At 59.7% G+C, this 18,605-nt stretch carries 16 protein-coding genes and 1 pseudogene; 8 read left to right on the top strand and 9 right to left on the bottom strand.

Annotation, left to right across the window (positions count from 1 at the left end):
- Nucleotides 1-22: 22 nt before the first annotated feature.
- Nucleotides 23-1,729 carry a ShlB/FhaC/HecB family hemolysin secretion/activation protein gene (locus J4E42_RS23720; protein ID WP_008044006.1) on the bottom strand — a complete coding sequence of 569 codons (1,707 nt, stop codon included), beginning with the start codon at nucleotides 1,727-1,729 and terminating at the stop codon, nucleotides 23-25.
- A 292-nt stretch (nucleotides 1,730-2,021) separates the two neighbouring features.
- On the opposite strand from J4E42_RS23720, the gene J4E42_RS23715 reads away from it, so the two are divergent.
- A complete protein-coding gene (locus J4E42_RS23715) occupies nucleotides 2,022-2,297 on the top strand; it encodes a hypothetical protein (protein WP_008044007.1) in 276 nt (91 codons plus the stop codon).
- Between the two features lie 98 nt (nucleotides 2,298-2,395).
- On the opposite strand, the gene J4E42_RS23710 is transcribed toward J4E42_RS23715, so the two are convergent.
- From J4E42_RS23710 to J4E42_RS23700, 3 genes are all read right to left on the bottom strand, one after another.
- Nucleotides 2,396-3,157 (bottom strand): IclR family transcriptional regulator, encoded by a 762-nt coding sequence (locus J4E42_RS23710; protein ID WP_008044008.1) that lies wholly within the window; start codon nucleotides 3,155-3,157, stop codon nucleotides 2,396-2,398.
- Between the two features lie 87 nt (nucleotides 3,158-3,244).
- Complete coding sequence (locus tag J4E42_RS23705) at nucleotides 3,245-4,456, bottom strand: CaiB/BaiF CoA-transferase family protein (RefSeq protein ID WP_008044009.1); 1,212 nt, start codon at nucleotides 4,454-4,456, stop codon at nucleotides 3,245-3,247.
- A complete protein-coding gene (locus tag J4E42_RS23700) occupies nucleotides 4,453-5,394 on the bottom strand; it encodes a hydroxymethylglutaryl-CoA lyase (protein WP_008044010.1) in 942 nt (313 codons plus the stop codon). The genes J4E42_RS23705 and J4E42_RS23700 overlap by 4 nt, the downstream gene beginning before the upstream one ends.
- A gap of 270 nt (nucleotides 5,395-5,664) precedes the next feature.
- Between J4E42_RS23700 and J4E42_RS23695 the strand changes: the two genes are divergently transcribed.
- Nucleotides 5,665-6,951, top strand: a complete 1,287-nt coding sequence (locus J4E42_RS23695; RefSeq protein ID WP_008044013.1) for a CitMHS family transporter — start codon at nucleotides 5,665-5,667, stop codon at nucleotides 6,949-6,951.
- Between the two features lie 159 nt (nucleotides 6,952-7,110).
- Here J4E42_RS23695 and J4E42_RS23690 read toward each other — a convergent pair whose 3' ends face one another.
- The gene (locus J4E42_RS23690) at nucleotides 7,111-8,457 is read right to left on the bottom strand and encodes a DEAD/DEAH box helicase (protein WP_008034278.1); all 1,347 of its coding nucleotides are present in this window, start codon (nucleotides 8,455-8,457) and stop codon (nucleotides 7,111-7,113) included.
- 193 nt (nucleotides 8,458-8,650) lie between these two features.
- On the opposite strand from J4E42_RS23690, the gene J4E42_RS23685 reads away from it, so the two are divergent.
- The gene (locus J4E42_RS23685) at nucleotides 8,651-9,949 is read left to right on the top strand and encodes a mechanosensitive ion channel family protein (RefSeq protein ID WP_207286303.1); all 1,299 of its coding nucleotides are present in this window, start codon (nucleotides 8,651-8,653) and stop codon (nucleotides 9,947-9,949) included.
- A gap of 133 nt (nucleotides 9,950-10,082) precedes the next feature.
- Here the strand turns inward: J4E42_RS23685 and J4E42_RS23680 are convergent, their stop codons facing one another.
- The gene (locus tag J4E42_RS23680) at nucleotides 10,083-10,727 is read right to left on the bottom strand and encodes a hydrolase (RefSeq protein WP_008040938.1); all 645 of its coding nucleotides are present in this window, start codon (nucleotides 10,725-10,727) and stop codon (nucleotides 10,083-10,085) included.
- Between the two features lie 159 nt (nucleotides 10,728-10,886).
- Between J4E42_RS23680 and J4E42_RS23675 the strand changes: the two genes are divergently transcribed.
- On the top strand, nucleotides 10,887-11,774 hold the full coding sequence (locus J4E42_RS23675) for a LysR family transcriptional regulator (RefSeq protein ID WP_008034284.1): 888 nt from the start codon (nucleotides 10,887-10,889) through the stop codon (nucleotides 11,772-11,774).
- Nucleotides 11,775-11,877: 103 nt separating this feature from the next.
- Here J4E42_RS23675 and J4E42_RS23670 read toward each other — a convergent pair whose 3' ends face one another.
- From J4E42_RS23670 to J4E42_RS23660, 3 genes are all read right to left on the bottom strand, one after another.
- The gene (locus J4E42_RS23670) at nucleotides 11,878-12,744 is read right to left on the bottom strand and encodes a carboxylate/amino acid/amine transporter (protein ID WP_207286302.1); all 867 of its coding nucleotides are present in this window, start codon (nucleotides 12,742-12,744) and stop codon (nucleotides 11,878-11,880) included.
- Between the two features lie 332 nt (nucleotides 12,745-13,076).
- Complete coding sequence (locus J4E42_RS23665; protein ID WP_207286301.1) at nucleotides 13,077-13,676, bottom strand: FMN-dependent NADH-azoreductase; 600 nt, start codon at nucleotides 13,674-13,676, stop codon at nucleotides 13,077-13,079.
- 231 nt (nucleotides 13,677-13,907) lie between these two features.
- Entirely contained in the window at nucleotides 13,908-14,222 is a 315-nt protein-coding gene (locus tag J4E42_RS23660; RefSeq protein ID WP_008034289.1) for a hypothetical protein, read from the bottom strand.
- Between the two features lie 49 nt (nucleotides 14,223-14,271).
- On the opposite strand from J4E42_RS23660, the gene J4E42_RS23655 reads away from it, so the two are divergent.
- The 4 genes and pseudogenes from J4E42_RS23655 to J4E42_RS23640 all read left to right on the top strand — a co-directional run bounded on the left by J4E42_RS23655 (nucleotide 14,272) and on the right by J4E42_RS23640 (nucleotide 18,505).
- Nucleotides 14,272-15,195: a LysR family transcriptional regulator gene (locus J4E42_RS23655; protein WP_008034291.1), complete on the top strand. Its 924-nt coding sequence runs from the start codon at nucleotides 14,272-14,274 to the stop codon at nucleotides 15,193-15,195.
- Nucleotides 15,196-15,209: 14 nt separating this feature from the next.
- Nucleotides 15,210-16,015, top strand: a pseudogene (locus J4E42_RS23650) (alpha/beta fold hydrolase).
- A 3-nt stretch (nucleotides 16,016-16,018) separates the two neighbouring features.
- Nucleotides 16,019-16,582, top strand: coding sequence for a peptidylprolyl isomerase A (locus tag J4E42_RS23645; protein WP_008040944.1), 564 nt, complete (start codon nucleotides 16,019-16,021; stop codon nucleotides 16,580-16,582).
- Nucleotides 16,583-16,672: 90 nt separating this feature from the next.
- A complete protein-coding gene (locus J4E42_RS23640; protein WP_207286299.1) occupies nucleotides 16,673-18,505 on the top strand; it encodes an ABC transporter ATP-binding protein in 1,833 nt (610 codons plus the stop codon).
- Nucleotides 18,506-18,605: the final 100 nt, after the last annotated feature.

Genomic DNA, 18,605 nt, shown 5'->3' with positions numbered 1-18,605 from the left:
GGAAGGTCTCGATGCAGCGAAATTAAAGGAAGAAATCCACGCGGAAATAGATCGGCGCTTCACGCTCGGTCAGGGTGTCCGGGCGTTCCAGGGAGTGGGCGAAGGTCACGCTGGCGGCGACATGCTGACCGCGTGCAAACAGCTCCACCGAGTTGCTGGACATGCGCCCGTGCTGATCGTCATTGAAACGATTGCCGCGGATCACGCCCTGGTCGTAACCGAGGCTAGTGCCGTATTCAGCGAACACCGGGCGCAGCCATTCGGCGCTCACTGGACGGGTCCAGCGCAGATCGTTGCGCCAGTAACCGCCACTGTCGCCCGACAAGGATTGGTCCTTGTAGCCACGAATCGACGATTGCCCGCCGAGGCTGGTGCGTTGCGGACTGAACAACACGTCTTCACTGCGCTGGCCGGTCATCAGGCTGGTGAAACTGAACGACTCGCCCCACACCTTGAACGGTTGCAGGTAGGACGCGACGGCCATGTATTTGCGGTAACGCGCATCCGGCTCGCCGGGGGCGGGATGGTCATTGCCCTGAGCATCGAGTGCGCCGATGCCTTCCTGCATACCCAGGTCGAGGTTGACGAACGCGCTGCCGACGCGCCGACCGTGATTGATGCCGAACTGCGACTCGGTAATCCGGTTGCTGCTGAACTTGAGCTTGCTGTCTTCAATGAAGTTGTTGGTGCGCAAATAAGAGAGGCCGGCGCTGAGTGAGGTCTTGCTCATGGCATCGCGGTGGATCACCCGCTCGGCCCGCAGCTGATGGTTTTCGGTGTCACCGGTCAGCTTGAAGGGGTAATCGTTGGCGACAAGCTGCGTGCGGTACTCGTTCTGGGTGTAGGTGTAACTGAAGTCCCACCAGCCCCACGGCAGGCTGTAATACAGCGTTGCGTTGTTGGATGTGTGCTGGTGATCGGTCATCACATCGCCACCGCCGCGCAGCATCAACTGATCGGCCAGCCCCAGCGGACTGTCCCAGTCCAGCGTCGTGCGCCACTGCTGCTCGCCGGTGCTGCGCTGACCGTCGTTGCTGCGCGACAACCCGACGCGCCAAGGCTTTTGCGGTGTGTTCTTGACCAGGATTTCGCTGCCGCCGACGTTCTGGCCCGGGGTCAATTCCATCTGCGCCTGATTCGACGGCAAGCGGTTGAGCTGATCAACCATCTGTTCAATTTCACGCAGATTGACCAATCCGCCACTCTGGCCCGGAAAAGCCATGGCCAGTTCGCGGTCCGAGAGTTGGCTGCCCTGCGCACCTTTCAGACCTTCAAGCCGCCCTTCAACGACCAAGACTTTTAAATGCCCACCGGACAAGTCCTGCTGCGGCAAGTAAGCGCGGCTGGTCACCAGGCCTTTTTCGATGTAGCGAGTGGTGATGACCTTGAGCAATTCGTTGAGCTGAGAGACGCCCAGGCATTGGCCGATGTAGGGCTTGAGCAAGCGTTCGCGTTCACCGGCAGAAAGGCTGTCGGTGCCTTTGAGTTCGATGTCCTGGATAGGGAAGCAACGGCTGTCGGCAGGTGCCGAGGGCTGGACCGGTTTCACTTCCTTGCCGGGCAACTCTTTAAGCTCTTCGAGGCGCCGACGCTGCTCTTCGAGCAGACGATCCTGGCGTTCACGGATGAGGTCGGTTTCACCGGGAGTGGGCGCGGCATGAGCGAGATTCAGTGGAGAAAGGCACAGCAAAGCCAGGCACAACCTCGCCACGAGGGCGGGCAGAGACATGTTCGATCCCTCGAATTAGGGCGTAATAGCAAAATAGTGGCGCGATGTTAGATGGCCACTATCCTGACGTCAATTATTCATCCTGCCAGGAAACGCAAACCGATGAGCGCTATCGCCTGAAGCAGACCAATCCGGGAAACGGCAGGAAACCTCTGAACGCATGCCGGAAGAAAAACCAAGGGCAACAGGACGATTCCCAAGCGCTGTTTCCACCGTGTGCAGCAAGCGGAACTTTAAGGTCCCGAGTGGCCTCAACCGATTAACCGCCCAAAACGGAACCGAGGCCCATTCCATGAAAACCTTGCTGAAACTCACCCTCGCCGCCACCCTCGCTTGCGCCCTCCCCGCCTGGGCTTGCACACCCGAGGAGGCCACCGCCAAACGCGAACAACTGGCCAAGGAAGTGGCCAAGCTCACCGAGCAGAATCCGAAGAAGGCCAAGGAGATCAACGATGAGCTGCAGAAAATGGATTTGGGCACGGCCAGCGCGGATCTGCCGGACAAGTGCCAGTTGATCGATCAGCGTCTGAGGGAGTTGGAAACAGCAGATAAAAAAGCTGAAAGCTGACCTTGTAGGAGCCAGCTTGCTGGCGATTCGGTTGACCAGATACACCGAGTCGCCAAGGATCGCCGGCAAGCTGGCTCCTACAAGGGTTTGTGCAATGCTTAAGTGATGCGCTCAGCCGCCTTGAGCAATTCGCGATTGTCCCCGCCTAACGCGACGGTCGCCCTGGCCGCTGCGTCGAGCAACAACCCGCACGCCGTGGCAACTTTCTCCTGGCTGAATCGCTCCGCCGGGCCGGACAAGGTCAACGCACCGGTCAATTCATACGCGGCATTGAATACAGGCACCGACACCGAAGCCGTCTCCGGATCCCGTTCCCCAAAGGAACTTGCCCAGAATTGCTCGCGAATCGCACCGAGGGTCGGCTCGGATAGCGCGCCGAAGGCTCGCAGGACTTTGCCCGACGCCCCGGCATTCAGTGGAAATCGGGCACCTTCATGCAGGGAAACCCTGACTGCGCGCTTCGGCTCGACGCGAAACAACACCACGCGGCTGTCGTTTTCCCGTACGTAAAAAGAGGAGGTTTCGCCGCTCGTGTCGGACAAGGATTCCAGCAGCGGGTAGATCACGTCGCGCAGGCGGAACGAAGTCTGGTAGACCTGCGCCAACCGCAGCGGTTCGGGGCCGACGGCGTATTGGCCATCGCCGAGGCGGCGGATGAAACCGGCGCGTTCCAGTGAACTCATCAAACGCAGGATGGTGCTTTTATACAGGCCGGTGCGCCGGGCGATTTCCGCCAGTGGCAGGCTGTTGCTGCCGACGTCGAACGCCGCAAGGATCGCAAAGGCGCGATCCACGGCCGCCACGCCGCCTTCGGCAGCGGGCGTGGAAGGTTCGTCTTCCGATGGGGTTTGTTTGCTCATGTTCGCTCGTGACAAAACTTCAGGACGGCGCCAGCACCGGGCTGCGCAGCGGCTACCTTAACCGTTGAGCGAACGGGCGACCACCCTTCACCCCTCGGACTTGATCACGCCAGCGCGATGCAGTGCACTGATATCGCTATCCGAATAACCCAACTCCACCAGCAACTCATCGCTATGGCTGCCCAACTCAGGCACATTCAAGCGCGTACCAAAGCGCTGGCCGTCCATTTCAAACGGCAGCATCGGCACCTTGACCGATTGACCGTCAGGCAACGTCACCTCAGCCATGCCACCCGACTCGTTCAGGTGTTTGTCGTCGAACAGGTCCTGAGGTCGCTGGATCGGCGAAAACGGCAGACCGGCCTTTTCACACAGCGCCATCACCTGTTCCTTGCTCATGCCCGCCAGGCATTCGCGGACTTGCGGCAGGATCACCTTGCGCGCGGCGACTCGCTGATTGTTGCCGGCCAACTGCGGATCACTGCCGAAGGCATCGAAGCCGAACACCTCACAAAAACTTTTCCACTGACTGTCGCTGACCACGCCGAGGAAGACCTGCTCTTCACCGGCGCAACTGAACACGTCATAAATCGCCCACGCCGAAACCCGACTCGGCATCGGTGCCGCCGGTGTACCGGTGACCACGTTTTGCATCATGTGCTGGGCCACCAGGAACGCCGAATTCTCGAACAGGCCGGTCTGCACGAACTGCCCCTGAGCGCCTTGGTTACGCTGCAACAGCGCCGCCAGAATCGAAATCGCGCTGAACATCCCGCCCATGACATCGTTGACCGACGCCCCGGCGCGCAAAGGCTGGCCGACCGGGCCGGTCATGTAGGCCAACCCCGTCATCATCTGCACCACTTCGTCCAGCGCCGTACGATGTTCGTAGGGGCCGGGCAGGAAACCTTTCATGGAGCTGTAAATAATGTCCGGCTTGATGGCTTTCACGTCGGCGTAGCCCAGGCCGAGTTTTTCCATGGTGCCGGGGCGAAAGTTCTCGGTGACCACATCGGCGGTGGCAATCAGCTTTTTGACCGCAGCAATGCCTTCGGCGGATTTCAGGTCGACGGCGAAGCTTTTCTTGTTGCGGTTGTAGGTGGTCCAGTACCCCGCGCCGGAGCCCATCAAGCGCCGGGTGTTGTCGCCCGCAGGAACAGGTTCGACCTTGATCACCTCGGCCCCGAGGTCAGCCAGCACCAGGCCGCAGGTCGGTCCCATGACCATGTGGACAAACTCGATGACCCGAATGCCGGCCAGCGGCAGAGGCTTTTGTTGTTGGCTGGGGCTCATGTTCATAGCGCCTTCTGTGCATAGTGAAAATTCTTGCCGACTCCGGCGTCCGGGATGAAGCCGTACAGCGCTTCTCCCGGCAGGCCCTGGCGCAACCATTCGCGGGCCTGCACCAGCCGATCGATGTCGATGCCAGTGCGCAGGCCCATGGATTCGAGCAGGTACACCAGGTCCTCGGTGACGATGTTGCCGGACGCGCCGGGCGCATAAGGGCACCCGCCGATGCCGCCCTGAGACGCGTCGATGGTGGTCACGCCGACGTCCAGCGCCGCGAGCACATTGGCCAGGCCCTGGCCGCGGGTGTTGTGGAAATGGGCACTGCCGGCAATGCCCGGCAATTCCTGGCGCAGCCGGGTGAACAAGCGCCGTACTTGTGTCGGGTTGGCGTAACCGACGGTGTCGGCCAGCCCCACTTCGTTGACGCCCAGCTCGGCCATGATCAGAGCCATGCGCACGGTGTCGTCGTCCGGCACTTCGCCCTGGATCGTGCAGCCAAACACCGTCGACAAACCGGCCTCGATTTCGACGTGCGGGTACTGCTCGTTGCGCAAGGCAACGACGTTGCGCACCTCCTGATAAACCTCGGCGTGGGTTTTGCGGATGTTGGCCAGGGAATGGGGTTCGCTCACCGAAATCGGCATCGTGATTTTCTGCACGCCCGCCTTGAATGCCGCTTCGGCGCCCTTGAGGTTGGGCACCAGCGCGGTCACGAACAGGTTGGGCAAGGTCCGCGCAAAAGCCACCACTGCAGCGGTATCAGCCATCTGCGGCAGCAGTTTCGGCGACACGAAGGAGCCCACTTCGATCTCTCGTAGCCCGGCGCTCGCCAACGCGGCGATCCATTTCAGTTTCAGTTCGGTCGGCATGGTCGCCGCGACGCTTTGCAACCCGTCACGGGGTCCGACTTCGCTGACCAGAATATCGATTTCGTTCGAATGACCCATCACCAGCCCTCCTGAGACGCCACGAAAGCCCTTGTTTCAGGGCACTTCGATAAACGTTCTACCTGACAGAATATTGTTCTATTTTTAGTATCTGCCGGGTTTCGGTGGCTTGTCAACGAATGGACAAAAACTTGACAGCGTAAAAATTTGGCCGGAAAGTTGTTCCACCAAAAGGAATGATGTTCTGTCCAGCAGAACACTATCAATGACAAAGCGTTGCTTTCGCCCGCCGTCATACCCGGACAAAACCTATAAAAAACGAGGGAAATCATGCTGACCCTACTCAGCTATTCGATGATCACGTGCTTCATGTACCTGGTCATGAGCAAACGCCTGTCGCCGCTGGTTGCGCTGTTGCTGGTCCCGGTCGCCTTTGCCTGCCTGGCCGGCTACACCACGACACTGGGGCCGATGATGTTCGATGGCCTGAAAATGCTGGCCCCGACCGGGGTGATGCTGACCTTTGCGATCCTGTATTTCTGCATGATGACCGACGCCGGATTGTTCAACCCGCTGGTCAAACTGATCCTCAAAGCAGTGAAAGGCGATCCGCAGAAAATCGTGCTGGGCACGGCGATTCTCGGAATTTGCGTCGGCCTCGACGGCGATGGCGCCACCACTTACATCATCACCTGCGCGGCGCTGCTACCGTTGTATCGCCGCACCGGCGTGCGCCTGCAAGTCATGGCCACGGTGCTGTTGCTGGCCATTGGCGTGATGAACATTCTGCCGTGGGCCGGGCCGTTTTCCCGGGCGGCCAGCGCCATGAAAGTCGACATTACCGAGCTGTTCGTGGCGATGCTGCCATTGATGGCCATTGGACTTGTGTGGGTGATTTTTGTGGCGCTGTACCTCGGACGGCTGGAACGACGCCGCTTGGGCGTGGTGCAACTCGACGCCAATGAAGGGCTGGAGCACTTCACCGAATTTCGCTTGAACGACTGGCGCTTTCTGTTCAATGCCGCGCTGACCATCGCCCTGATCGCGATGATGATGCTCGCGGTGATGCCACCTGCGGTGTTGTTCATGCTCGCGTTCGGTATCGGCCTGGTGGTGAATTTCCCCAACCTCAAAGAGCAGAAAGCGGTGATCGCGCGCCACGCCGATAACGTCATGGCGGTGACCTTGCTGATCTTCGCGGCTGGGATTTTCGTCGGCATCATGGGCGGCACCGGCATGACCAAGGCCATTTCCGAAAGCCTGATCCATGTCATCCCGCAATGGGCCGGCAGTTCGATGTCGATCATCACCGCGTTCATCAGCATGCCGTTCACCTACGTGCTGACCAACGATGCGTTCTACTTTGGCGTGCTGCCGATCCTCGCCGAAACCGCCAGCCACTACGGCATCAGCGGCAAGGAGATGGCAATCGCCGGGTTGATCGGCCAACCGGTGCATTTACTCAGTCCGCTGGTGGCGTCCACGTATCTGCTGTGTGGGTTGCTGGATCTGGACTACGGCGATAACCAGCGCATGACGTTGAAATGGACGATCGGCACGGTGGGGGTGATGTTGTTGGCGGCGCTGGCGTTGGGGTCGATTTCCGTCATCCGGTAATCGTTCTGTAGGAGCCAGCTTGCTGGCGATGGCTGCACCGCGGTGTATCGGTTAGATCGCATCGCCGGCAAGCCGGCTCCTACAGGGGGTGCGTGCAATTTGCGGGCGAAAAAAAAACCGGACCTGGGTCCGGTTTTTTTATGGGATCGCTATGGCGCTTTATTCAGCAGCCGGGGCTTCCGGCTTGCGGCGCTTGAGCGGGGCCATGCCGTCCTTGCTGACCAGCGACAGGGCGTCGGTCTTCGGGCGGTTGGCGATTTTGCGTTTGGTCGGTGCCTTGGCGCCGGTTTTCTTCTTCTCGCCCTTGGCGTCGACCTTTTTCTTCTTCACGCCAACCGCTTTGCCCGAGGCCTTGACCTTTTTCGGTCCGCCGTAGGTGCCTTTGACTTCCTTGATGGTGCGGCGCTCGAAGCTCTGCTTGAGGTAGCGCTCGATGCTCGACATCAGGTTCCAGTCGCCGTGGCAGATCAGCGAGATGGCCAGGCCATCGTTGCCGGCACGACCGGTACGACCGATGCGGTGAACGTATTCGTCGCCGCTGCGCGGCATGTCGAAGTTGATCACCAGGTCCAGGCCATCAACGTCCAGGCCGCGAGCGGCAACGTCGGTGGCCACGAGGATTTTCACGCCGCCTTGCTTCAGGCGATCGATCGCCAGCTTGCGGTCTTTCTGGTCCTTGTCACCGTGCAGGACGAACGCTTTGTATTCCTGCGCCACCAGGCGGCCGTAGATACGGTCGGCCATGGCCCGGGTGTTGGTGAACACGATGGCCTTCTGATAGGTCTCGTTGGCCAGCAGCCAGTTCACGATCTGCTCTTTGTGCTGGTTGTGGTCAGCGGTGATGATCTGCTGACGAGTGGTCGCATTCAGGTCGCTGACGTTGTTCAGCTGCAGGTGTTCCGGGTTGTTCAGAACCTTGGCAACCATCTCGCGCAGGCCCGAACCGCCAGTGGTGGCGGAGAACAGCATGGTCTGCTGGCGATTGGTGCACTCGTCCACCAGACGCTGCACGTCTTCGGCAAAGCCCATGTCCAGCATGCGGTCGGCTTCGTCGAGCACCAGCACTTCGACTTCTTTCAGGTCGAGGTTGCCGGCGTTCAGTTGCTCGATCATCCGGCCCGGCGTACCGATCAGGATGTCCGGCACCTTGCGCAGCATGGCGGCCTGGACCTTGAAGTCTTCACCGCCGGTGATCAGGCCGGACTTGATGAAGGTGAATTGCGCAAATCGCTCGACTTCCTTGATGGTCTGCTGGGCCAGCTCGCGGGTCGGCAACAGGATCAGGGTCTTGATGCTGACGCGGATTTTCGCCGGGCCGATCAGACGGTTGAGGATCGGCAAAACGAAAGCAGCGGTTTTGCCGCTACCGGTTTGCGCTGTCACCCGCAGGTCACGCCCTTGGAGCGCCAGCGGAATAGCCGCTGCTTGCACAGGCGTTGGCTCGACAAATTTAAGCTCGGCCACGGCTTTGAGCAGGCGTTCGTGCAGGGCGAATTGGGAAAACACGGGTGCTACCTCGAAGAAATACAAAAAAACAGCTGCATAGGGTAACGGTTTCGAGCGCGAAGGCCGAGTTTCTTTATGCAATCGACCGTAAACAGTGGCTTTTTTGTTGCCTCTTTTGTCCTTAAACGTCATGCAAAGCGTCTTAAATGCTCTAATCGGTCCGACACGGACAATAGAAGAAACGGTTTTACCCATGGATATCAAACAGCTCTGGCTCAACGTCCAAGACATCTGGGGTGCGCTCGATCAGCATCCGCTCCTGCATTCCAGCCTCGGGCTGCTTCTGTTGCTGGTGGTGGCGCTGACCCTCGGACGAGTGGCGCGTTACCTGATCCTGCACGCGACCAAAATGCTCGGCCGCCAACCGGCGTTGCACTGGGTCAACGACTTTCGCCAGAACAAAGTGTTTCATCGCCTGGCGCAGATGACGCCGTCGCTGGTGATCCAGTTCGGCCTGCACCTGGTGCCGGAGCTGGGTAAAACCAGCCTGATTTTCCTCGGCAACGTCGCACTGGCCTTCACCATTCTGTTCCTGGTGCTGGCGATCAGCGCCCTGCTCAATGCGTTGCTGGACATCTACGCCCGCACCGAACACGCCCGCACCCGCTCGATCAAAGGCTACGTGCAACTGGCGAAAATGGTGTTGTACGTATTTGGCGCGATCATCATCGTCGCCACGTTGATCGACCGCTCGCCGCTGTTGCTGCTGTCGGGTCTGGGCGCCATGTCGGCGGTGATTCTGTTGGTCTACAAAGACACCCTGTTGTCGTTTGTCGCCAGCGTGCAGTTGACCAGCAACGACATGCTGCGGGTCGGCGACTGGATCGAGATGCCGCAAGTCGGCGCCGATGGCGATGTGGTGGACATCACGCTGCACACGGTCAAGGTGCAGAACTTCGACAAGACCATCGTTTCGATTCCGACCTGGCGCCTGATGTCCGAGTCATTCAAGAACTGGCGTGGCATGCAGCAGTCCGGTGGACGACGGATCAAACGCAGCCTGTTCATCGACGCCAGCGGCGTGCGATTCATCCGTGATGACGAAGAGCAAAAGCTGTCCCAGGTGCACCTGCTGACCGACTACATCAGCCGCAAACAGGCGGAACTCAAGGCCTGGAACGAGGCTCAGGGCAACGTCGCGGCAATGTCGGCCAACCGTCGGCGGATGACCAACATCGGGACCTTCCGCGCCTACGCGCTGGCGTATTTGAAAAGCCATCCGGAGGTCCAGCCGAACATGACCTGCATGGTTCGGCAGATGCAGACCACAGCGCAGGGGATTCCGCTGGAAATCTACTGCTTCACCCGCACTACGGCGTGGGCGGATTACGAGCGGATTCAGGGGGATATTTTCGATTATCTGCTGGCGGTGCTGCCGGAGTTTGGCTTGAGCCTTTATCAGCAGCCGAGTGGCGGGGATCTGCGGGCCGGATTGCTCCCGGCGATGCTTGGCGCAAGCCACATCCCCGAACCCGAAAAACACATCATGTAACCCCACCAACCAATGTGGGAGCGAGCCTGCTCGCGATGAGGTCGTGTCAGTCAACATATCTGTCGTCTGACACTCCGCTATCGCGAGCAGGCTCGCTCCTACAGGTTGCAGAGTTGATTTAGCGACACCGGTGTTATTTGACCTGACGCTGCGGCGCCTTGTGCACCATGGTGTAGGCGTAATCCACACCCATGCCATACGCGCCGCTGTGTTCCAGCACCAGTTCCATTACCGCCTCGTAAGTGTCTTTGTGTGCCCAGTCACGCTGGTATTCCAGCAGCACTTGTTGCCAGGTGACCGGCACCGCGCCTGCCTGAATCATCCGCTGCACCGACATGTCGTGAGCTTCTTTGGTGGTGCCGCCAGAAGCGTCGGTCACGATGTACACCTCGTAGCCTTCAGCCAGGGCTTCCAGCGCCGGGAAGGTCAGGCAGACTTCAGTCCAGAGCGCAGCAATGATCAGCTTCTTGCGGCCGGTGGCTTTCACCGCGTCAACCAGCGCCTTGTCTTCCCAGGAGTTCATCGAGGTGCGCTCGATCGGCTTCTGCTCTGGGTGCACTGCCAGCAACTCCGGCCAGATAAAACCGCTGAAGCTTTCGGTTTCCACCGAGGTGTAGATCGTCGGCACGTTGAAGATCTTGGCGGCCTTGGCCAGGCCGACGGTGTTGTTCTTCAGGGTCTGACGGTCGATCGACTGCACGCCGAAAGCCATTTGCGGCTGGTGGTCAATCAGGATCAGAGCGGAGTTGGTTGGGTTGAGCAGTTCACGAATAGACATGGCGCGTTCCTTTTGATGTCGATAGTTCAAATCAGTAATGGGTTAGTCGACGCGGCTTCCAGAGGCTTTGTCGTCGGCTTGGATGTCACTTTAGGGGCTAGCAAGGAAAGGGACAATTACCTAAAATAGAGAATCATTGATTCTAAAATAGGGACAATCATGGATCGCATCGAATGCATGCGCGCGTTCGTCGTCACGGTCGGCGAGAACGGCTTTGCCGCCGCTGCACGGGCAATGGATGTGCCGCGATCAAAAGTCAGCAAACAGATTCAGGCGCTGGAAGAAGCCATCGGCGTGCAACTGTTGCAACGCACCACGCGCAGCCTGCACCTGACCGAGGCTGGCGCGGAGTATTTCGACGCGGCGCGGGAAGTGCTGGCCTCGCTGGACGAGGCCGAACAGCGTGCCCGCAACGGCATCGGCGAGTTACGTGGGGTGCTGCGGGTCAATGCGCCGATGTCCTTCGGGTTGCGTCGACTGGGGCCGCTGATTCCGCTGTTTCATGAACAACACCCGAACATAGAGCTGCAACTGGTGCTCAGCGATCAGCAGGTTGACCCGGTTCGCGGTGGTTTCGACGTGACCATCCGCATCGCCAGCATGCCGGACTCGACCATGATTGCCCGGCAACTGGCGCCGGCCCCGCGAATCATGGTCGCTTCACCTGCGTATCTCGAACGCGCAGGCACTCCGCAGACGCCGCAGGATCTGCGCGCCCATCAATGTTTGAACTACGGGTATTTGCAAAGCGGCGTGAGTTTGCAGCTGTGCAACGGCAAGGAAACCCAACGGGTCAACGTCACAGGCCCGCTGCACGCCAACAATGGCGACTTGCTCGCCCAGGCTGCCGAAGCCGGCATGGGCATCGCGCTGCTGCCCAACTTCATTGTCGAGGATGCGCTGGCGGCTGGCCGGTTGGTGCCGGTGATGTGTGAATGGCAGGCGCCTGCGATCACGATTAACGCGGTCTATCCATCGGCACGCCGGGTGCCGCAGAAGACCCGGACGTTCATCGAATTTCTGGTGGCGCAACTGGCAGAGAAATAACACGTCCCTTGTAGGAGCCGGCTTGCCGGCGATGGCGGTGTCATATGCAACATTGATGTCAGCTGATACACCGCTATCGCCGGCAAGCCGGCTCCTACAGGAGTCAGGTGATTGCCAAGGACTTTCGTATGCCCAACCGGCTGATCCACACCGCCATCAAAATCACCGATCCGCCAAAGAACAACCGCCCCAGCTCTTCATGCTGATTCCAGATCAGCAGATTGATCAGCAACCCCACCGGCACATGCAGGTTGTTCATCACCGCCAGCGTACCGCCATTCACCAGGCACGCGCCCTTGTTCCACCAGTACAACCCCAGCGCGGTCGAGACCAGGCCGAGGAACACCAGCACGCCCCATTGCAGCGGTGCTTCGGGCAGGAAGTTCTGTTTACCGAACAACAGAAACGCCGGCAACGCCACCGCCAGTGCACCGAGATAGAAATAGCCAAAGCGCCGGTAATGCGGCAGATCGCTTGGATGACGCGCCACCAGATGCTTATAAAGCACCTGCCCGGCGGCGTAGGTGAAGTTGGCCAGTTGCAGCAGCAGGAACCCCATGAAGAAATCCGGGTTGATCCGGTCGTAGCGAATCACCGCCGCGCCGAGCACCGCCACCAACGCCGCGACCAGTGCCCATGGATTGAAGCGCCGGTTCAGCGCGTCTTCGATCAGCGTCACATGCAGCGGTGTGAGGATGGTGAACAGCAACACTTCCGGCACCGTCAGCACCCGGAAGCTCAGGTACAGGCAGACGTAAGTCACGCCGAACTGCAACGCACCGATCAGCAGCATGCCGCGCATGAACGCAGGCTCCACCGAGCGCCAGCGCGTCAACGGAATAAACACCAGCCCCGCCAGCAGCACGCGCACCAGCACCGCGAAGTAACTGTCGACATGTCCGGCCAGGTATTCGCCGATCAGACTGAAGGAAAACGCCTGGATCAGCGTGACAAAAAGTAGATAGCCCATGCTCGCCTCGTTTTGAATGGCGGCGACGATAGCGGGTTTTGCCGACGATCGCGAGACACGCAGGCCCCTGTAGGAGCCGGCTTGCCGGCGATAGCGGTGTATCAGCAGACATCAATGTTGCATATGACACCGCTATCGCCGGCAAGCCGGCTCCTACAGTGGTACGCGTGCCCCCCAAATCGCAGGCAAAAAAAAGCCCGATCTCGCTAAAGCGTTCAATCGGGCTACAGCACTCAGGAGCAACAAGTGCAAAGGGAGGTCGATGCGCGTACAGGCTTGAAGGGTTGCGCCAGGTCACTAGACCATCCAGCGATTATCTGGCGATTAAAGCCTCAGGCCACTTGGGAAAGCTTGGCGTTGGCCTGGTTCAGGCCCTTCTCCTGGAAGTCACCGCCCAGGTTCATGCCTTCGGCGTGGATGAAGGTCACATCGTGGATTCCGATGAAACCCATGACCTGACGCAGGTACGGTTCCTGATGATCCGCGGTGCTACCGGCGTAGATCCCGCCGCGAGCGGTCAGCACATACGCGCGTTTGCCGCTGAGCAGGCCTTGCGGGCCGGTGTCGGTGTATTTGAAGGTCACACCGGCTCGCAGCACGTGGTCGAGCCAGGCTTTCAGCGTGCTGGGGATCGCGAAGTTGTACATCGGTGCGGCCATGACCAATACGTCGGCGGCCAGCAATTCATCGGTCAACTGATTGGAGCGCTCCAGGGAAGCCTGTTCGATGTCGTTGCGCTGCTCGGCGGGTTTCATCCAGCCGCCCAGCAGGTTGATGTCCAGGTGCGGCACCGGATTGACAGCCAGGTCACGGACGGTGATCTGGTCGTTCGGGTGAGCGGTTTTCCACTGGTTGATGAAGGTCTGGGTCAGTTGACGCGAAACCGAGTCTTGCTGACGGGCGCTGCTTTCGATGATCAGAACGCGGGACATGGGATGTAGCCTCCATCTGAGAATGCTGTAAGTCGATGGAGTGAAGGTTAAACAGAGTCATATCGATGAAAAAGCGCAAATAACTGCTATAACCCATCAATAAATTCGTTTATAAGCTGAGCATGCTTCATGTGGGAGCGAGCCTGCTCGCGATAGCGGTGGCGCATTCAAAATTGACTTTGACTGACATACCGCTATCGCGAGCAGGCTCACTCCTACAGGGTTGCAGTGTTATTTGGGGGTGCAGGTCAGGTTGATGCGCATCTTGATGATGGTCCGGTTGAACTTGGCAGTGGCATTTTTGTGCTTGCCGGCCGCCACTTCGATATTGCGGGTGCGCGGCGCTTCCGGACCGTTATTGAAAACCACCTTACAGACTGCATCGGTGCTGCCGAAGTTGTTGACCTGAATGGAGGCGATGTCGGTATCCGTGTCATACGCGTTGTAGTCGATGTCCATGCCGTTCAGCTGTTTTTGTACGTCGATCGGGTAGGCAAACGCAGTCAACGGCAACATCGCCAGCACCACACAACAGAATTTTTTCATTCGGCAGTCTCCAATAAGGACCGCCAGCTTAGGACAAGAGGAGCTCAAGATGAAAGCGCCCCGCGTGACCCTTGATCAATGGCGAACGTTACAGGCCGTGGTCGACCACGGCGGTTTCGCCCAGGCCGCCGAAGCGCTGCATCGCTCGCAATCGTCGGTCAGCTACACCGTGGCGCGCATGCAGGATCAACTCGGCGTGCCATTGCTGCGTATCGACGGCCGCAAGGCAGTACTGACCGAGGCCGGCGGCGTCTTGCTGCGTCGCTCGCGGCAACTGGTGAAACAGGCCAGCCAACTGGAAGACCTGGCGCATCACATGGAGCAAGGCTGGGAAGCGGAAGTGCGGTTGGTGGTCGACGCCGCCTACCCCAGCGCCCGCCTCGTCCGCGCCTTGACCGCGTTCATGCCGCAAAGCCGTGGCTGCCGCGTGCGTCTGCGCGAAGAAGTATTGTCGGGCGTGGAGGAAGTCCTGCTCGAAGGCGTGGCCGACCTGGCGATCACCGGGTTCAGTATTCCCGGCTATCTGGGCGCGGAGTTGAGCGACGTTGAATTTGTCGCCGTCGCCCACCCCGAGCACGCCCTGCATCGATTGAACCGTGAACTGAATTTCCAGGACCTGGAAAGCCAGATGCAAGTGGTGATCCGCGACTCCGGCCGTCAACAGCCACGCGACGTCGGCTGGCTCGGCGCCGAACAGCGCTGGACCGTCGGCAGCCTGGCCACCGCCGCGACGTTTGTCAGCAGCGGCCTGGGATTTGCCTGGTTGCCGCGGCACATGATCGAACGCGAACTGAAGGAAGGTACGCTCAAGCTGCTACCGTTGGATCAGGGCGGTAGCCGGAACCCGAGTTTCTACCTGTATTCAAACAAGGAAAAACCCTTGGGCCCGGCCACGCAAATCCTCATCGAACTGCTGCGCACCTTCGACACCGCGCCGCTGGATGCGCCCTTCGCTGCCCCAGAACAAGCCTGACACGGAGTGATCGCATGGCCTATTTCGAACACGAAGGTTGCAACCTGCACTATGAGGAATATGGCCACGGCACGCCGTTGCTGCTGGTTCACGGGCTCGGTTCCAGCACCCTGGACTGGGAAAAACAGATCTCGGCATTGGCGGCCCGCTACCGGGTGATCGTCCCGGATGTGCGCGGCCACGGTCGCTCCGACAAACCCCGAGAGCGCTACAGCATCGCCGGGTTCAGCGCCGACCTGGTTGCCCTGATCGAACATCTGAACCTCGGCCCCGCACATTACGTGGGACTTTCGATGGGCGGCATGATCGGCTTCCAACTGGCGGTGGATCAGCCGCAATTGCTCAAGAGCCTGTGCATCGTCAACAGCGCGCCCGAGGTCAAATTGCGCAGCCGCGACGATTACTGGCAATGGTTCAAGCGCTGGAGCCTGATGCGTGCGCTTAGCCTGGGCACCATCGGCAAGGCCCTTGGTGGCAAACTGTTCCCCAAGCCGGAACAGGCTGAATTGCGTCAAAAGATGGCCGAGCGCTGGGCAAAAAACGACAAACATGCTTATCTCGCCAGCTTCGACGCGATTGTTGGTTGGGGGGTTCAGGAACGACTTTCCAGGGTGTCCTGTCCAACCCTCATTGTCAGCGCCGACCGGGACTACACGCCGGTAGCGCTGAAAGAGAACTATGTAAAACTGCTGCCCGATGCGCGGCTGGTGGTGATCGCCGATTCGCGTCACGCCACCCCGCTGGATCAACCCGAACGCTTCAACCAAACCCTGCTCGAGTTTCTCACCGCAGTCGACACCACCACACTCAGGATCACTGACCCATGCTGAAAAAAATCGCCCTCGTCGCTGGCACCGTTCTGTTTGCCGCCAACCTGATGGCCGCTACGCCCGCCAAGGCGCCGCACGTTTTGCTGGAGACCACCAACGGCCAGATCGAAATCGAACTGGACCCGGTCAAGGCGCCGATCAGTACCAAGAACTTTCTTGAGTACGTCGACAGCGGCTTCTACAACAACACGATTTTCCACCGTGTGATCCCGGGCTTCATGGCCCAGGGCGGCGGTTTCACTGCGCAGATGGCGCAAAAAGACACCAAGGCACCGATCAAGAACGAAGCCAGCAACGGCCTGCATAACGTGCGCGGCACCTTGTCGATGGCGCGTACGTCGAACCCGGATTCGGCCACCAGCCAGTTCTTCATCAACGTCGCCGACAATGCGTTCCTCGACCCGGGTCGCGACGCCGGTTACGCAGTGTTCGCCAAAGTGGTCAAGGGCATGGACGTGGTGGACATCATCGTCAATTCGCAAACCACTACCAAACAAGGCATGCAGAACGTGCCTATCGACCCGGTGCTGATCAAGTCGGCCAAACGTATCGACTAAGATCCACAGGCACAGGGATGTTGAGCGGCCGCCGGTATTCGGCGCCGCTCATAGTGTTTAAAGGAGAGCCCGCACGCGGGCGGAGAACCGATGCTTTATCGCCGTTTTGAACAATTGATTGACGTGTTCCGTGACGCCCCGACGGCGGCTCCGCCCGACCGTGTTTTCCCCTTCTATACCTATTACCTGAAGCAGGTCTGGCCGAGTTTCGCCGCCCTGCTGACCGTCGGCCTGTTCGGTGCATTGATCGAAGTGGCGCTGTTCAGCTACCTGAGCCGCATCATCGACCTGGCCCAAGGCACGCCGAACGTCAATTTCTTCAAGGAACACGGCATCGAACTGGCCTGGATGGCCGTCGTGGCGCTGATCCTGCGCCCGGTGTTCGTGGGCCTGCATGACTTGCTGGTGCACCAGACCCTGAGCCCGAGCATGACCAGCATGATCCGCTGGCAAAACCACAGCTACGTGCTCAAACAGAGCCTGAATTTCTTCCAGAACGACTTCGCAGGGCGCATCGCCCAACGCATCATGCAGACCGGCAACTCGCTGCGCGATTCCGCCGTGCAGGCGGTGGACGCGCTGTGGCATGTGCTGATTTACGCGATCAGTTCGCTGGTGCTGTTCGCCGAGGCCGACTGGCGCCTGATGATCCCGTTGTTGACCTGGATCGCTGCCTACATCGGCGCCCTCTACTACTTCGTGCCACGGGTGAAAGAGCGCTCCGTGGTGTCTTCGGATGCGCGTTCCAAGCTCATGGGCCGGATCGTCGACGGCTACACCAACATCACCACGCTGAAGCTGTTCGCCCACACCAACTTCGAGCAGCAATACGCCAAGGAAGCCATCGAAGAACAGACGGTCAAAGCCCAACTGGCTGGCCGCGTGGTCACCAGCATGGACGTAGTCATCACCAGCATGAACGGCTTGCTGATCGTCAGCACCACGGGCCTGGCGCTGTGGCTGTGGTCGCAGTCGCTGATCACGGTGGGCGCCATTGCGCTGGCCACCGGCCTGGTGATCCGGATCGTCAACATGTCCGGCTGGATCATGTGGGTGGTGACCGGCATTTTCGAAAACATCGGCATGGTTCAGGACGGTTTGCAGACCATTTCGCAACCGGTCAGCGTCACTGATCACGCAGAGGCCAAACCGCTGACCGTCGCCCGGGGCGAAGTGCGCTTCGAGCACGTGGATTTCCACTACGGCAAGAAGAGCGGGATCATTGGCGACCTCAACCTGACGATCAAACCCGGTGAAAAAATCGGCTTGATCGGCCCTTCCGGCGCCGGTAAATCGACCCTGGTCAACCTGCTGCTGCGCCTCTATGACGTGCAGGGCGGGCGGATCCTGATCGACGGCCAGAACATCGCCGAAGTCGGCCAGGAAAGCCTGCGCGAGCGCATCGGCATGATCACCCAGGACACGTCGCTGCTGCACCGTTCGATCCGCGACAATTTGCTCTATGGCAAACCGGACGCAACCGATTCCGAACTCTGGGAAGCGGTGCACAAGGCCCGGGCCGACGAGTTTATCCCGTTGCTCTCGGACGCCGAGGGGCGCACCGGTTTCGATGCGCATGTCGGTGAGCGTGGGGTGAAACTCTCCGGTGGTCAGCGTCAGCGGATCGCCATTGCCCGCGTGCTGCTCAAGGACGCGCCGATTCTGATCATGGACGAAGCGACTTCGGCGCTGGATTCGGAAGTCGAAGCGGCGATCCAGGAAAGCCTGGAAACCCTGATGCAGGGTAAAACCGTGATTGCCATTGCCCACCGGCTCTCGACCATCGCCCGGATGGACCGGCTGGTGGTGCTTGAGAAAGGCAAGATTGCCGAGACGGGGACCCATGCTGAGCTGCTGGCGCATGGCGGGTTGTATGCGCGGTTGTGGCAGCATCAGACTGGGGGGTTTGTTGGGATCGATTGATTGGGGATTGGGGTTGGGGGCATATCCGTTGCTGCGGTAACGGCTTCTATTGGTTTCGCCCTTACGGCGAGTCACTTGGAGAAGCGCCAAGTAACCAAGC

It is taken from the genome of Pseudomonas sp. FW300-N2A2 (assembly GCF_017351735.1).
In the GTDB taxonomy this organism is placed as follows: domain Bacteria; phylum Pseudomonadota; class Gammaproteobacteria; order Pseudomonadales; family Pseudomonadaceae; genus Aquipseudomonas; species Aquipseudomonas migulae.
The sequence above is the reverse complement of the archived record's forward strand: the minus strand, read 5'-3'. Positions and strand labels throughout refer to the sequence as shown.

What these genes read in the sequence shown, in the direction of transcription:
- J4E42_RS23720 (WP_008044006.1), bottom strand. Translation starts at nt 1,729, where the DNA reads ATGTCTCTGCCCGCCCTCGTGGCGAGGTTGTGCCTGGCTTTGCTGTGC.
- J4E42_RS23715 (WP_008044007.1), top strand. Translation starts at nt 2,022, where the DNA reads ATGAAAACCTTGCTGAAACTCACCCTCGCCGCCACCCTCGCTTGCGCC.
- J4E42_RS23710 (WP_008044008.1), bottom strand. Translation starts at nt 3,157, where the DNA reads ATGAGCAAACAAACCCCATCGGAAGACGAACCTTCCACGCCCGCTGCC.
- J4E42_RS23705 (WP_008044009.1), bottom strand. Translation starts at nt 4,456, where the DNA reads ATGAACATGAGCCCCAGCCAACAACAAAAGCCTCTGCCGCTGGCCGGC.
- J4E42_RS23700 (WP_008044010.1), bottom strand. Translation starts at nt 5,394, where the DNA reads ATGGGTCATTCGAACGAAATCGATATTCTGGTCAGCGAAGTCGGACCC.
- J4E42_RS23695 (WP_008044013.1), top strand. Translation starts at nt 5,665, where the DNA reads ATGCTGACCCTACTCAGCTATTCGATGATCACGTGCTTCATGTACCTG.
- J4E42_RS23685 (WP_207286303.1), top strand. Translation starts at nt 8,651, where the DNA reads ATGGATATCAAACAGCTCTGGCTCAACGTCCAAGACATCTGGGGTGCG.
- J4E42_RS23680 (WP_008040938.1), bottom strand. Translation starts at nt 10,727, where the DNA reads ATGTCTATTCGTGAACTGCTCAACCCAACCAACTCCGCTCTGATCCTG.
- J4E42_RS23675 (WP_008034284.1), top strand. Translation starts at nt 10,887, where the DNA reads ATGGATCGCATCGAATGCATGCGCGCGTTCGTCGTCACGGTCGGCGAG.
- J4E42_RS23670 (WP_207286302.1), bottom strand. Translation starts at nt 12,744, where the DNA reads ATGGGCTATCTACTTTTTGTCACGCTGATCCAGGCGTTTTCCTTCAGT.
- J4E42_RS23665 (WP_207286301.1), bottom strand. Translation starts at nt 13,676, where the DNA reads ATGTCCCGCGTTCTGATCATCGAAAGCAGCGCCCGTCAGCAAGACTCG.
- J4E42_RS23660 (WP_008034289.1), bottom strand. Translation starts at nt 14,222, where the DNA reads ATGAAAAAATTCTGTTGTGTGGTGCTGGCGATGTTGCCGTTGACTGCG.
- J4E42_RS23655 (WP_008034291.1), top strand. Translation starts at nt 14,272, where the DNA reads ATGAAAGCGCCCCGCGTGACCCTTGATCAATGGCGAACGTTACAGGCC.
- J4E42_RS23645 (WP_008040944.1), top strand. Translation starts at nt 16,019, where the DNA reads ATGCTGAAAAAAATCGCCCTCGTCGCTGGCACCGTTCTGTTTGCCGCC.
- J4E42_RS23640 (WP_207286299.1), top strand. Translation starts at nt 16,673, where the DNA reads ATGCTTTATCGCCGTTTTGAACAATTGATTGACGTGTTCCGTGACGCC.